Origin of the sequence: Halomonas ramblicola (genome assembly GCF_030409215.1) — a bacterium.
Classification (GTDB): Bacteria; Pseudomonadota; Gammaproteobacteria; order Pseudomonadales; family Halomonadaceae; genus Halomonas; species Halomonas ramblicola.
Genome location: NZ_JAUFPL010000001.1, coordinates 1 through 13,613 on the forward strand (window position 1 = coordinate 1; position 13,613 = coordinate 13,613).

Here is a 13,613-nt window from a genome sequence, read left to right on the forward strand (position 1 = left end):
TGTGGTTTCGCGACTTACACAATACCGCAATCCATCGTCCGTTTTCATTAATATCAAATGGTTACGTCATCAGTGATGCCTTAAGTAAGTGTCATTCGGGTCAGACCCCTCAGCGGACTTAAGGGTCTGACCCCGCTTCGTGCCCCGGGCCCTCGGCGTGGACCCGCTCCAGGTCGACGATGCGCGAGCGGCTCATCACGATCTTCCAGCGCTGCAGGGTGGGCGGCCGCTCGCCCTGCACCTCGCGGATCACCAGGTTGAGCAGGTGGCGCTTCTCCACCTCCTCGCGCACCACCTGATCGCCCTCCTCCAGGCGGTAGACCCGGTGGCTGCCCTTGTCCATCAGCCGGGCGATCGGCGAGAGATCCAGCGACAGGGTCTCGCGGGTGTGGTCGTAGCCGCTGAGGAAGCGGGTCGGCGACATCCGCGAGCTGGAGCGATAGTGCAGCACCACCTCCTCGCGCTGGGCCACGTTGCGCTTGCGCACCCGCTTGATCTCCTCGTCCAGCCGCGAGAAACGCTTGTAGTCGAACCACTCCAGCTGCCGGCCCACGGTGAGGTTGCGGGTCGGGTCCAGGTACTGGCGGCGCCACTTGGGCCGCCCCTTGCGCAGGAGCCGCCACAGGGTGTTGCGCAGGTCGTCCTTGAACACCTCACGCAGGGCGTAGAGCAGCGCCATGGTCAGCACCAGCAGGGCGGTGATGTCGGCCAGGACGTTGCGGGCCTCGAGCAGGCCCAGGGAGACGAACACCATCACCACCGCCGTGGCCAGGCCCTTGACTGCCTTCTGCTCGGCGCCGCCCAGCTCCTGGGTGCGCTGCTTGAGGGTCACCGGGTACTCGATCAGCCGGCGCAACAGGCGCATCTTGTTGGACATCCGCGTGGGGTCGCGGGTCACCCGTGCCGAGTTGTACTCCCGCGCCTCGCGGTACTCGCCCTCGGCCCGGCAGATCGCCAGCAGCCGCTGGCGTACCTCGCGCAGGCGGCCGCGCGGCAGGCTGGCCACCAGGGCCAGCAGGCGCTGCTCGGTGAACCAGGAGAGGTAGTTGTCGACGGTGGCATAGTGGCGGCGCAGGCTCTCCTCGGCGGGTTCCTGGCGGCGCAGCCGCCGCAGGATACCCACCGCCAGGTCGGCGTGCTCCTGGAGGCGGCTGGCGAGGCTCGCCGCTTCGTCGCCGTCGCGTCCCGTGCCCTTGCGCTCGTCCTCCCTGCCGGCGTTGTCGGCCTTGCGCGCCTCGCGGGCGGCCTCCCGCAGCGGCTGGGTGGAGCGCTCCATGGCCACCACATACTGGTAGGCGTAGAGGCTCAGGCTGAGGCGATAGTGCTCGGGGTCCAGCCGGCCGCGCTCGGCCAGGCGGCTGAGCACCAGCGGCAGGCGGTAGCGGTCGCTGAAGTAGGTGCGCTTGACATGGATGGCGGCGTGATAGAAGGCCTCCTCGGCGATCACCTGGCCGGTGAGCCCCAGCTCGCCGGGCACGAACAGGAAGAGGTCTAGCCGGTGCGCGGTCTCCTCCTGCAGCACCCGGGAGATCTTGAGGTGAAAGCTGTCCTGGCGCTCGACGCTGATCACTGGCTCCCGCTCCTGTCTCCCTGGCGTGCGGGTCCGCACCCCTGCCCCGATGGTACTGTGCGGGGCCGTCCCGGGGCCATGCGCCGAGCTCAGCCGGTCTCGCGAATCACCAGTTCCACCGGCATGGCGACGTGACGCGGCGGCCGGCCGGCCAGCGCCTCGCCGAGCAGCTCGACGCTCATGGCGGCGATGCCGGCGATGTCCTGGCGCACCGTGGTGAGCCGCGCGGCCAGGGTGGGCAGGTCGTCGAAGCCGGTCACCGCCACCGCCTCCGGCACCGCCACGCCGCGGTCCTCCAGGGCCGCCAGGCAGCCCAGGGCCAACTCGTCGGTCTCGCAGACCAGGGCGTCGAAGGGTGGCGGCTCGCTGGCCGGCCGCCCGTCCAGCAGGCGGATCAGGTAGCGATAGCCGGTCAGGGCGGCGTCATGGTGATGGGGAACGCTGAGCGGTCGTTCGCTCAGCCCGGCCTCGGCCAATGCCTGCTGGTAGCCCTTGAGGCGATGCCGGCGGTGGGGCAGTTCCAGCTCGTCGCCCATGAAGGCCAGGCGCCGCCGGCCGCCCTCGATCAGGTGACGGGTGGCCAGATAGAGCCCATGTCGATCGTCGGGGGCCACCGAGACACCCTCGCCGGGCTGGCCGACGCGGACGAAGGGAATCCCTTGCGCCGTCAGCAGGGCCGGACGCGGGTCGCCGGGGAACTCGCCGAGCAGGATGGCGGCGCCCGCCTGCTCGGGCAGTTCCGCGGTGCGGTCGTGGGCGAAGAAGATCGGCACCATGCCCTGCTGGTGCAGGCACAGCGTCAGGTGCTGATAGAGCAGGATGTAGTAGGGCCGCAGTTCGATCTCCTGGCGCCCCAGCGAGATGCCCACCACCGCCGCCTTGCCACTGATCAGCTGGCGGGCGGCGGCGCTGGGCCGGTACTCGACCTCACGGCTGATGGCCAGGATGCGCTCGCGCAGCGCCTCGCCGATGCCCGGCTTGCCGTTGAGGGCACGGCTGACCGAGGCGATGGAGACGCCCGCGCGCCGCGCGATTTCCCGTATGGTCGCCGTCCTCGACGGATCTCTGCTCATCGCCTGCCTCGTCGCCGGGCGGCCCCGGCCCTCCGCCTGCCGCCGTGCCTCGTCGGCCGCCGATTGTGCCCAATTTCGCCGGGCGGTGCGACCGGGGCCGTCCACGCAACGGCGCTACCAGCCGCGACGCCCCAGGCGGTTGAGCTCGCCTTCCAGGCGCTGGAGCATCTCCTCGGCCGTGGCATCGCCGGCGAGCACCTCGTGCACACCGTTGAAGAAGGCGTTGGAGACCCGCGGATAGTGCTCGCCGGTGACGCTGGCGGGGCGCGGCACGCCGCCCAGCAGGGTGTCGTAGAGCTCACCCATGAACGGCTGGGCCTCGAGCACCTCGGGGTCCTGGTAGAGCGCCTGGCGAGTGGGGTTGCGGCCGAAGCGGATGGCATGGGCCTTCTGCTGCTCGGGGTCGGTCAGGAAGGCCACCAGGTCGGCGGCGACCTCGGGATGCTCCGAGTAGCGCGACACCGCCCAGCTCCAGCCACCCAGGGTGGCCACGGACTCGCCCTCGGGGCCGTGGGGCAGCGGCGCCATGCCGATCTTGCCCGCCACCTCGCTGCCCTCCTCGTTGGCCAGCGACCAGACGTAGGGCCAGTTGCGCATGAACACCGCATTGCCGGCCTGGAAGACGCCCCGCGCCTCCTCCTCCATGTAGTTGAGCACGCCGTCGGGGCTGATCTCCCCGGGCCAGGAGGCGGCCAGCGCCAGTGCCTCGGCGGCGCCGGCGTTGTCGAGGGTGACCTGGCCATCCGCGTCGACGAGGGTTCCACCGCCATGGCTGGCGACCCACTCCAGGGCGTTGCAGGTCAGGCCCTCGTAGGCGCGCCCCTGGAAGACGAAGCCGTGCATGCGCTCGTTGCCCGCCGCCCGCTCGGCCGCCTGGATCTCCCGGGCGGTGTCGGTGAGCTGCTGCCAGGTCTCGGGCACCGCATGGCCGTGCTTCTCCAGCAGGTCGACACGGTAGTAGAGCAGGCCGGCGTCGGTGAACCAGGGCAGCGCCACCAGGCGGCCGTCCACGGTGTTGTTGTCGATCATCGCCGGGAAGAAGCCCTCGGTGGCATCCGGCGGCAGGTAGTCGGCGAGGTCCACCAGGTGCGGCGCCAGCAGGCCGGGCCAGACGGTATCGGTCATCAGCACGTCGATGTCGCCGGACTCGCTGCCCAGCAGCTGCTGGTAGAGCGACAGCTTCTCGGTGGCCGATTGCGGCGTGGTGACCACGTCCACCTCGTGGCCGCTCTGCTCGGCCCAGCGCTCGGCCAGCGCCGGGCAGAAGTCGGCGGCACCGCCATCGCCGCAGGCGATGGTGATCTTGGCGGCCGCGGCCGGGCCGGCGGCCAGGAGCAGGCCCCCGGCCAGCAGGCCGCCGAGCACGGGGGTCAGGGAACGGGGAGTGGGTCGGCAGGCGTTCATGTCGCGATGTCCTCTGTTGTGATTGTTGGGAGAGTCACCCGCCGGCTCAGGCGGGCAGGTCCAACGGGCGCTCGGCACCGGCCAGCGCCAGGCTGCGGTCCTCGGCGTCGGAGGCGAAGCAGGCGTCCAGCACCCGCTGCAGGGCGGCGCCGCGGGCGAAGTCGGGCTGGTCGTTGACGCCGCTTTCGATGCCGTCGACGAAGCGCCGGTAGATGCTCGGCGTGGCGGGCGCCTCCACCGAGGTCCAGCGCGCTTCGTGCACGTCGTCGCCGAAGCAGGTCAGCACGCGGTCCCTGGCGTCGTCGAGCACCACGCTGACCGCGCCCTCGTCGCCGTAGACGGAGAGCTTCAGGGAGTTGTGGTGACCGGTGGCCCAGCGGGTGGCCTGGATGGTGCCCAGCGCGCCGCCGGCGAACTCCACGCGCATCAGGGCGCTGTCGTTGGCGTCGAGCACATAGTCGCCGATGCGGTTGCCCGGGACCTTGTCGAAGCACTTGAGCTGGCAGTTGACGGTGGTGATGTCGCCTACCGGGAAGCTGGCGAAGTCGAGGATGTGCACGCCCACATCGCCCAGTACGCCCTTGCTGCCGTGGCCCTCGGAGAGTCGCCACAGCCACTGGCTGTCCCGGTCCCAGCGGCCCCAGGCATGGCTGACCAGCCAGCTCTGCAGGTAGCTGGCGTCGACGTGCATCACCCGGCCGATGGCGCCGGAGGCGATCAGCTCGCGGGCGTGCTGGATGGCCGGGGCATCGCGGTAGCTGAGGTTGACCATGTTGATCACCCCCGCCTCGCGGGCCGCCACGGCCATCGCCTCGGCGTCGGCGGCGTTGGTGGCCAGCGGCTTCTCGCAGAGGATGTGCTTGCCGCAGGCGATGGCGAGAAGCGAGGTGGCCTTGTGCACGCCGTCCGGGGTGGCGTTGCTCACCGCGTCGATGTCGTCGCGGGCCAGCATGGCCTCGAGGTCGGTGTAGGCCGCGGGAATGCCGTGCTCGGCGGCGAAGGCGCGCACCCTGTCGCCGTCCAGGTCGCAGGCCGCCACCACCTCGACGCCCTCGAGCGCCCGGAACTGCTTGGCATGCTGGCCGGCCATACCGCCGGCACCGATGATCGCCAGTCGAATCATTTGAAGCCCTCCTCGCCCGGCTTGTGCAGGCCTTCGCCCTTCACTTCCACCGGATTGGGCGCCTGGTCGGGCGGCACGTTGGGGCAGCTGTCGATCCACCGCGAGCCCTCGGGGCGCGCCCACTTCACGGCGTTTCTCAGCACACGGCGGACCTTCTCGTCGTAGTAGATCGGATAGGTCTCGTGGCCGGGGCCGAAGTAGAAGATCTTGCCGTTGCCGCGCCTGTAGGTGAGGCCGGAACGGAACACCTCGCCGCCCTCGAAGGCGCTGATGAAGAGCACCTCGTCGGGGTTGGGCACGGCGAAGGGCTCGCCGTACATCTCGCTGTGCGGCAGCTCGAGGTAGTCGCCCAGGCCCTGGACGATGGGATGGCCGGGGTTGACCACCCAGAGCCGCTCGCGCTCACCGGCCTCGCGCCACTTCAGCGAGCAGGTGGTGCCCATCAGGCGCTTGAAGATCTTGGAGTAGTGGGCGGAGTGCAGCGCCAGCAGGCCCATGCCCTGCAGCACCCGGGCCTGGACGCGGTCGACGATGTCGTCGCGTACCTCGCCGTGGGCCGCATGGCCCCACCACAGCAGCACATCGGTGTTCTCCAGTATTTCCTCGCCGAGGCCCTGCTCGGGGTCCTGCAGGGTGACCGCCCGGGCCTCGATCTCCGCGTCCCCGTTGAGCGCGGCGGCGATACAGGCGTGCATGCCGTCGGGATAGATGCGGGCGACCACCTCGTTGGTCTGCTCGTGGACGTTCTCGCCCCAGACCGTGACCTTGATCGTCATGGATTGGCTCCTCTGGATGATGCCCTGGCGGGCGGTGGAGAAGCCGCCGATGTCGGCGGCATGGGAACAAGGTAAACGTTTACTCGTTCATCGTAAACGTTTACTCATTGCGACCTTGGTCGATACCGGTATTCATGCCTCGGCTGAGGTAGGAGGGCAACTCGTTGCGCGACCGCCGCCGGGAGGCCTGCGGCCTCCATTCGTCCAGCAGCGCTGGTCTCCTACATGGCGACAGGGGCCGGCGGAGCCACCGGCGATGGGGCGACCGCCACCGGGAGGCCTGCGGCCTCCATTCGCCCAGCAGAGCTGGCCTCCTACATGGCGGTTGTCGCCTGCGCCCGGCGATCAGCCGGGGTCGGGGGAAGCCGGCCGGGGGTCGGCGGTGCCGGGCCGGCCCGGCTCGCGGCCGGCGGCATCGCGTTCGTCGCCACGCTCGCCGCTGCCGTCCAGGCGGCCGCCGCCACGTCCCTCCATGCTGACGCTGAGTCGCGGCACGCCCAGGTCGGTGCCCTGCTCCTCCAGGCGCTGCTTGAGCAGCAGGTTGAAGGCGCGGGCCACGTCCCACTGCATCTCCGGGGCGGTGCGGAAGCGCATGCGCAGGATCGGGCAGCCCTCCTCGAAGGCCTGGATGCCCTGCATCTCCAGCGGCGACCAGATGTAGTGGCGCATCATCGGGTCCTGGCGCAGCGCCTGGGCGGTCTCCTGCATCAAGGTGATGGCGTCGTCGATCGGCATGTCGTGGGGGATGCGGAGCGTCATCAGGGCGATGCCGAACTGCCGCGACATGTTGTGAATGGAGTCGATGCGGCTGAAGGTGATGATGTGCACGATGCCGTCGATGTCGCGCAGCCGAACGGTGCGCAGGGTCAGCCCCTCCACCGTGCCCATGTGGCCATTGATCCGCACGAAGTCGTCCACCGCCAGCGAGTCCTCGATGAGGATGAAGATGCCGGTGATCAGGTCCTGCACCAGAGTCTGGGCGCCGAAGCCGATGGCCAGGCCGATGACGCCGGCACCGGCCAGCAGCGGCGTGACGTTCACGCCCAGGTTGGCCAGGCCGACGATGGCGGCGATCACCACGATGGTGGCGAAGATCACGTTGCGGATCATCGGCGTGATGGTCTGGGCGCGGGCCAGGTTGACCCGCCGTCCCCGCGCCCGGGCGGAGCTGGTCAGGGCCCGCTGGATGGCGGTATCGGCGAAGATCCAGGCCAGCCAGGCGAGCAGCACGGTGAAGGCGATGGCCAGCAGCGCCCGGCCGATCTGCGCACTGGCCACCCCCTGCTGGCCGAGCCCCAGCAGCGAGCCGCCCCACACCTGCAGCGACAACTCGGCGAAGGCCAGCCAGGTGGCGGCGTGGGCCAGCACATAGCCGAAGCGCTCGAAGCGCCGGCGGTACGGGCTGATGCGCCGGCGGCGGTTGTTGCGCCGCTCGCCGTGGCGACGGATCAGCCCCGCGACCACCAACGCCAGCACCAGCAGCGCCGCCGAGATGATCGAGCGCGCCAGGGCGGTGCCGACGTCGCCGCCGGTGATGAAGATGGCCACCAGCGAGCCGCCCACCAGCAGCAGCGACGGTACGTGCCAGAGGCCACCGACCACGCTGACCGCGCTGGCGCTGGCGCTGCCGCTGCTTTCGCGGCGCTGGGGCCAGGCCCGATTGCGGATGATGTGCTGGATCGGCCGCTTGAAGCGCAGGATGAAGCGGCCGCTGAGCAGCGCCGCCAGCATGTTGGCCAGCACCGAGAGCAGGCCGGCCAGCTCGGCCCCGAGCAGGTCGGTGAGGCGGCCGGAATTGAAGGCGTCGCCCAGGGCCACCAGGGCGCCGATCACGAACAGCGGGCGCAGGGCGCGTTGCTGCAGGATCTGCACCGCCACGAAGCGATGCCCGCGGGTGAACACCGAGACGAAGGTCTCCACCACCACCGAGAGGGTGCGACCGCACAGGGCGATATAGGCCACCACCAGGGCCATCACCCGCCCGGAGCTGGGCGGCACCAGCTGGGCGATGCCCAGCACCAGCGCGAAGGCCAGCAGCCAGGGCAACATGCGCCGCAGGAAGTGCACCGCCAGCAGCCAGCCACGCGGCTCCCGCGGCAGGTCCAGGGGCCAGCCGCGGCGTCGGGCCAGCATGCGCCCCAGGGCGATCAGGATCACCAGCAAACCGCCCCAGATGCCCAGCAGCACCGCCGACTCGACGACGAAGCGCACCAGGTCGGCGTTGCCGGTCTGGGTGACCAGGCCGCTCAGGTCGCGCCACCCCTCGCGCAGCTGCTTGCGCCACTGGTCCAGCGGCGACTGGCCCGCCTCGGCCTGCTCGCCCAGATCGCTCAAGGTCTCGGCCAGGGCCCCCAGCAGCCCCTGCCCCGGCGAGAGCCCCGACTCCTCGGTGGTCTCGTCGTGGACCCGCTGCAGGTCGCGCAGGCTCTCCAGCAACTGGTCACGCCGCTCGCTGTCCTCCAGGGTGGCGATGATGCGCTCCAGCGACTCCTGGAAGGCCTGGGGATCATGGCCCTGCTCCTCCCCGGACGTCACCAGCCCGGGCAGCCCGACCTGCTGAGCCCGGGCCCCGCCGAGGCCGATCAGCACCAGCAGAAGCCCCAACAGCAGGCCAGTCAGGAGGCGGCGAATCGCGGGCATGACGGCGGTGCAGGGGTGGGGGGACAACATCGCATCTCCAGGTCGACGGGCTGGGCGGGCCGGGCGCATCCAGCAGCCAGTATGATAGGCTCGCAGACGTCCCGCGTGACGACAGGATGCCGACATGACGCCGTTCCCGCCACCCGAACCCCGCAATCCCGACGGCGCGCTCCGCCGCGTGGGGGTCGAGATCGAGTTCGCCGGCCTGCCTCCGTTGGAAACCGCCGAGGTCGTCCGAGAGCTGTTCGGCGGCGAACTGGTGGCGCTCAGCGCCCACCGGATCCGGGTCGAGGCGACCCGCTGGGGCACCTTCATCATCGAGCTCGATACCCAGTACGCCCACCCGGACGAGGCGGTGCTCGACGCCGGGCCCAGGGACGACACCGAGTGGGAGCGCCAGCGCCACCAGATGCGGGTCGACTTCCACACCCGCACCCGGGAACTGATCGGCGACGTGGTCACCGGCCTGGTGCCCACCGAGATCGTCTGCCCCCCGGTGCCCTGGAACGAGCTGGGAGCGCTCGACGCCCTGTTCATCGCACTGCGCGAGCACGGCGCCAAGGGCACCGACGACAGCCTGCTCTACGGCTTCGGCCTGCACCTCAACCCCGAGGCACCGAGCCTCGAGCCCCGAAGCCTGCTGGACCACCTGCGCGCCTACCTGCTCAGCGCGGAGTGGCTGCGCGAGCAGATCGACGTCGACATCACCCGCGAGGTGCTGCCCCACGCCAACCCCTTCCCCAGGCCCTATGCCCTCAAGGTGCTCGCCCCGGACTACGCCCCGGACCTGGACACCCTGATCGGCGACTACCTGGAGGAGAACCCGACCCGCAACCGCGAGCTCGATATGACCCCACTGTTCGCCCAGCTGCGCCCGGACTTCCCCCACGAGCTGTTTCGCAACAAGCTGGTCAAGCCGCGACCGACCTACCATTACCGGCTGCCCGATGCCCGCCTGTCGCTGGCCGGCTGGGGCGCGACCATGGAGTGGAACCGCTGGATCGAGGTGGAGAAGCTGGCCGCCGACCAGGAGGCCCTGCGCCGCCGCGGCGCGGCCTTCGTGGCGAAACACACCCGCTCGCCACTGGCGCGCCTGTGGTTGCGGATGCGCGGCTGGATGAGGGCCCCGTGAGTCGGCGCAGACCACAGCGGCCGCTGATCGGCATCACCACCTCGGACGACAAGAGCCAGATCGCCTGGCTCTTCGACTGGTTCGCGGTGTGGCGCCACGGCGGCCACCCGCTGCGCCTGTCGCCTTCGCGCCCCCGGCCCGAGCGCCTCGACGGCCTGATCATCGGCGGCGGCGACGACATCCAGGCCCACCTCTACGATGCCGAGATGCAGCTCGACGTGCGCGTCGACCCCCAGCGCGACGAGCTGGAGCTGGAGCTGCTGGAGACCTTCATCCCGCGCGGCATCCCCGTGCTCGGCATCTGTCGCGGCGCCCAGCTGATCAACGTCTACCGCGGCGGCACCCTGGACCCGGACATCTACACCACCCATGAGGGCCTGAAACGCCGCCGCACCGTGCTGCCGCGCAAGACCGTGGACATCGTCGGCGCGAGTCAGCTGCACCGCATCCTGGGGGTCAGCTGGTGCCGCATCAACAGCCTGCACCATCAGGCCGTCCAGGAGGCCGGCCGCGGCATCGAGATCGTCGCCCGCGACCGCGACGGCCTGGTGCAGGGCATCGAGTCCCGCGACCACGACTTCCTGATCGGCGTGCAATGGCACCCTGAGTGGCTGGTCTTCAACCGCCCCCAGCAGCGCCTGATCCGCGCCCTGATCCGCGCCGCCCGGCGCGATGATCCCCAAAAAGCGCCGGGGCCACCCGTGGGTGGCCCCGGCGCATCATGGGGCGGGTGAGCGGCTCGGCCCTCAGCCCTCCAGCTTGGCGTCCAGGCTGATCTCGGCATTGAACAGCTTGGAGACCGGGCACCCTTCCTTGGCCTTGTTGGCGGCATCCTGGAAGGCCGCGTCGTCGGCGCCGGGGATGTTGGCGCGGGTCTCGAGGTGGATCGCGGTGATGCTGAAGCCACCCTCGTCCTCCTCCAGAGAGACCGTGGCCTGGGTGGCGATGCGCTCGGGCGTGTAGCCCGCCTCGCCGAGGATCAGCGACAGCGCCATGGAGTAGCAGCTGGCATGGGCCGCGCCGATCAGCTCCTCGGGGTTGGAGCCGGCCTCGCCCTCGAAACGCTTGGCGAAGCTGTAGGGCACGTCATGGAGCACGCCGCTCTGGGTGGACACCTTTCCCTTGCCGTCCTTGATGCCGCCCTGCCAGACGGCGCTGCCGTTCTTCTTGATGCTCATGTCGACTCCTTCTGTTGCGGGATAGCTCGTTGGGTGGGTCGAAGCGTTACCTATACACGATAGACCATGGGGATGACATCCCCCGGGCACAAGACCCCATTGCATCCCGGTCGGTCGACGACCAGAATATATGGAAAATACTTCCAAAACCACCAGGAGCCAGCGCCATGACCACCCCGCCCCGCGTCACCCTCACCGCCACCCAACACGAGCCCACCGTCGAGCTGCCCGCCATCGGCCAGGGCACCTGGTTCATGGGCGAGGGCCTGGCCCCGCGCCGCGACGAGGTGCGCGCCCTGCAGCGCGGCCTGGAGCTGGGCCTCTCGCTGATCGACACCGCCGAGATGTACGGCGACGGCGGCGCCGAGGAGGTGGTGGGCGAGGCGCTCACCGGTCGCCGCGACGACGCCTTCCTGGTCTCCAAGGTCTATCCCTGGAACGCCGGCCGCGACTCCGCCATCGCCGCCTGCGAGGCGAGCCTGGCGCGCCTGGGCACCGATCATCTCGACCTCTACCTGCTGCACTGGCCGGGCGGCATTCCCCTGGAGGAGACCCTGGAGGCCTTCGAGCGCCTGCGTGAGGCGGGCAAGATCCGCCGCTTCGGCGTCTCCAACTTCGACGTGGACGAGATGGCCGCACTGCATGGCCTGCCCGGCGGCGCGGCCTGCGCGGTGAACCAGGTGCTCTACCACCTGGGCTCGCGGGGCATCGAGCACGCCCTGCTGCCCTGGCAGCGCGAGCATGGCATCCCCGCCATGGCCTACTGCCCGCTGGCCCAGGCCGGGGGACTGCGCCGCGACCTGCTCGGCCACCCCGAGGTGCGGGATATCGCCTCGGGGCTCGGCATCACTCCCGGCCAGTTGCTGCTGGCCTGGGCGACCCGCCCCGTGGACGCCCGGCGTGGCGACGCCCGGCGCGACGTTATCGCCATTCCCAAGGCCACCCAGCTCGAGCACGTGGAGCAGAACGCCGCCGCCCTGGCGGTCGAGCTGGACGAATCGAGCCTCGCCCGTCTCGACGCCGCCTTCCCGGCGCCGAGCCGCAAGCCACCGCTGGATATCGTCTAGGTCTTGCCTAAGGGAGCACCGCTATGGTGCTCTCCCCTTCGCTTGGCGATAATCCCTGGACGCATACGACGCTATCGCTCCTTGGCGTTGCCGATATATCCCCACGCTCCGCAGGCCAACGATCGCCCCGATGAACCACAAGCTCCCTTCCCTGCAATCCCTGGTCGCCTTCGAGGCCACGGTGCGGCTGGGCTCAATGACGGCCGCCGCCGAGGAGGAGCGCACGACACAACCGACCATCTCGCAGCGTATCCGTACCCTGGAGGAACGGCTGGGCCTGCCGGTGTTCGATCGACAGGGATCCCGCCTGACGCTCACGGTCCAGGGCGAACGCTTCTTTCGGGAGATCTCGCCCAATCTCAAGGAGATCCGCGATGCCTGCGAGCGACTGATCCAGCATGGCCAACGGCCTTCGCCCTCGGTGACGATCGCCGCCGGCTCGGGCTTCACGCACCTCTGGCTGCTGCCGCAGTTGCCGGCGCTCAAACGCGCCTTCCCGAGCTTCACGTTCAAGCTGATGCCCATCGACCGGGCCGACGACCCCGAACTGCAGGCCGCCGACATCGCCATCCGCTTCGGCCCCTACATGCCGCAGGACGCGGGGCGGCTGGTGGCCAGCGAGGCGGTCTTTCCGGTGTGCAGTCCCGACTATGCAAGCGCCCATGGCCTGACCGACGTGCTCACGGCACCGGATCTCCCGGAGCTGTCGCTGCTGCACCAGGACATCAAGGATCCGCGCTGGCTCGACTGGACCCAGTGGTGCCAGCATGCCGGGCTGAGCCTGGAGCCAAGCGACGACGTCTTCGCCTACCACAACTATGCCCTGCTGCTGAACGCCGCGCTGGCCGGCCAGGGGGTGGCGCTGGGCTGGTCGCCGCTGATCGAGGACTACCTGGCGAGCGGTCAGCTGATCGCCCTGGGCCCCCGCGTGACGCGCCAGGACTATGGCTACTGGCTCAGCGTCAAGCATCATCGCAGCGCGATCATCCAGCCGATCGGCGACTGGCTGATCGACGCCGTCCATCGGCAGGGAGCCTGCACCACCTGAGGCCTCGGGGGCATCAAGGCTCGCGCGGGTGCTCCTCGCCGATCACCGCCGGGTCGAAGGGCGTGCGCGAGAACACCCGGCGCAGCATCGGCTCGAAGTGCTCGAGCGGCGGCGTCGGGTAGTCCGGGTCGAAGGCGGCCTGGTCATAGCGCTCGCAGAAGTCGACGCAGCTCTGGTACCAGGGGTGATCCTGGTAGCGGTCGCGCTCGTTCGGATCCTCGCCGAAGTGGTGGGCGTAGTAGAACGTCTGGAACAACCCGTGGTGGTGCACCACCCAGGTGACCTCGCCGCGCACGTAGGGGCGGATGATCGACGCGGCCAGCTGGGAGTGGTTGTAGGGCGCCAGCTCGTCGCCGAGATCGTGCAGCAGGGCGCCGACGATCATGTCCTCATCGGCGCCGTCGGCCTCGGCGCGGGCGGCCGACTGCAGCGAATGCTCCAGCCGCGACACCCGGTAGCCGCTCAGGCTGTGATCCAGATGACGCAGGGCACGGAGCAGGCGGTCCACCAGCCCCTGGTTGAACTCGTCCTCCAGGCGCTCGAGGAAGACATACTCTTCCCGGGTGCCGTCCTTCATCTGCCGGAACGCGACCTGTTCCATT

At 69.9% G+C, this 13,613-nt stretch carries 12 protein-coding genes; 4 read left to right on the top strand and 8 right to left on the bottom strand.

Features of this window, described 5'->3' with window-relative positions; genetic code table 11:
• Positions 1–118: 118 nt before the first annotated feature.
• From QWY80_RS00005 to QWY80_RS00030, 6 genes are all read right to left on the bottom strand, one after another.
• Entirely contained in the window at positions 119–1,570 is a 1,452-nt protein-coding gene (locus QWY80_RS00005) for a hypothetical protein (protein ID WP_290228613.1), read from the bottom strand.
• Between the two features lie 89 nt (positions 1,571–1,659).
• A complete protein-coding gene (locus tag QWY80_RS00010; RefSeq protein ID WP_290228614.1) occupies positions 1,660–2,643 on the bottom strand; it encodes a LacI family DNA-binding transcriptional regulator in 984 nt (327 codons plus the stop codon).
• Between the two features lie 114 nt (positions 2,644–2,757).
• Complete coding sequence (locus QWY80_RS00015) at positions 2,758–4,047, bottom strand: ABC transporter substrate-binding protein (RefSeq protein WP_290228615.1); 1,290 nt, start codon at positions 4,045–4,047, stop codon at positions 2,758–2,760.
• 46 nt (positions 4,048–4,093) lie between these two features.
• Positions 4,094–5,170 carry a Gfo/Idh/MocA family protein gene (locus QWY80_RS00020; RefSeq protein WP_290228617.1) on the bottom strand — a complete coding sequence of 359 codons (1,077 nt, stop codon included), beginning with the start codon at positions 5,168–5,170 and terminating at the stop codon, positions 4,094–4,096.
• Complete coding sequence (locus QWY80_RS00025) at positions 5,167–5,946, bottom strand: ThuA domain-containing protein (RefSeq protein ID WP_290228618.1); 780 nt, start codon at positions 5,944–5,946, stop codon at positions 5,167–5,169. Before QWY80_RS00025 ends, QWY80_RS00020 begins: the two co-directional genes overlap by 4 nt.
• 345 nt (positions 5,947–6,291) lie before the next feature.
• The gene (locus QWY80_RS00030; RefSeq protein ID WP_290228619.1) at positions 6,292–8,616 is read right to left on the bottom strand and encodes a mechanosensitive ion channel family protein; all 2,325 of its coding nucleotides are present in this window, start codon (positions 8,614–8,616) and stop codon (positions 6,292–6,294) included.
• A gap of 94 nt (positions 8,617–8,710) precedes the next feature.
• Here QWY80_RS00030 and QWY80_RS00035 point away from each other — a divergent pair, with 94 nt between their 5' ends.
• Both QWY80_RS00035 and QWY80_RS00040 read left to right on the top strand, forming a co-directional pair.
• On the top strand, positions 8,711–9,718 hold the full coding sequence (locus tag QWY80_RS00035; RefSeq protein ID WP_290228620.1) for an amidoligase family protein: 1,008 nt from the start codon (positions 8,711–8,713) through the stop codon (positions 9,716–9,718).
• On the top strand, positions 9,715–10,452 hold the full coding sequence (locus tag QWY80_RS00040; RefSeq protein WP_290228621.1) for a gamma-glutamyl-gamma-aminobutyrate hydrolase family protein: 738 nt from the start codon (positions 9,715–9,717) through the stop codon (positions 10,450–10,452). Before QWY80_RS00035 ends, QWY80_RS00040 begins: the two co-directional genes overlap by 4 nt.
• A 12-nt stretch (positions 10,453–10,464) precedes the next feature.
• On the opposite strand, the gene QWY80_RS00045 is transcribed toward QWY80_RS00040, so the two are convergent.
• Positions 10,465–10,896 (bottom strand): OsmC family protein, encoded by a 432-nt coding sequence (locus QWY80_RS00045; RefSeq protein WP_290228622.1) that lies wholly within the window; start codon positions 10,894–10,896, stop codon positions 10,465–10,467.
• 167 nt (positions 10,897–11,063) lie between these two features.
• On the opposite strand from QWY80_RS00045, the gene QWY80_RS00050 reads away from it, so the two are divergent.
• Both QWY80_RS00050 and QWY80_RS00055 read left to right on the top strand, forming a co-directional pair.
• Complete coding sequence (locus tag QWY80_RS00050) at positions 11,064–11,963, top strand: aldo/keto reductase (RefSeq protein WP_290228623.1); 900 nt, start codon at positions 11,064–11,066, stop codon at positions 11,961–11,963.
• A 130-nt stretch (positions 11,964–12,093) separates the two neighbouring features.
• Positions 12,094–13,011: a LysR substrate-binding domain-containing protein gene (locus QWY80_RS00055; RefSeq protein WP_290228624.1), complete on the top strand. Its 918-nt coding sequence runs from the start codon at positions 12,094–12,096 to the stop codon at positions 13,009–13,011.
• 13 nt (positions 13,012–13,024) lie between these two features.
• On the opposite strand, the gene QWY80_RS00060 is transcribed toward QWY80_RS00055, so the two are convergent.
• The gene (locus tag QWY80_RS00060) at positions 13,025–13,612 is read right to left on the bottom strand and encodes an HD domain-containing protein (RefSeq protein ID WP_290228625.1); all 588 of its coding nucleotides are present in this window, start codon (positions 13,610–13,612) and stop codon (positions 13,025–13,027) included.
• Between the last annotated feature and the right edge of the window lies 1 nt (position 13,613).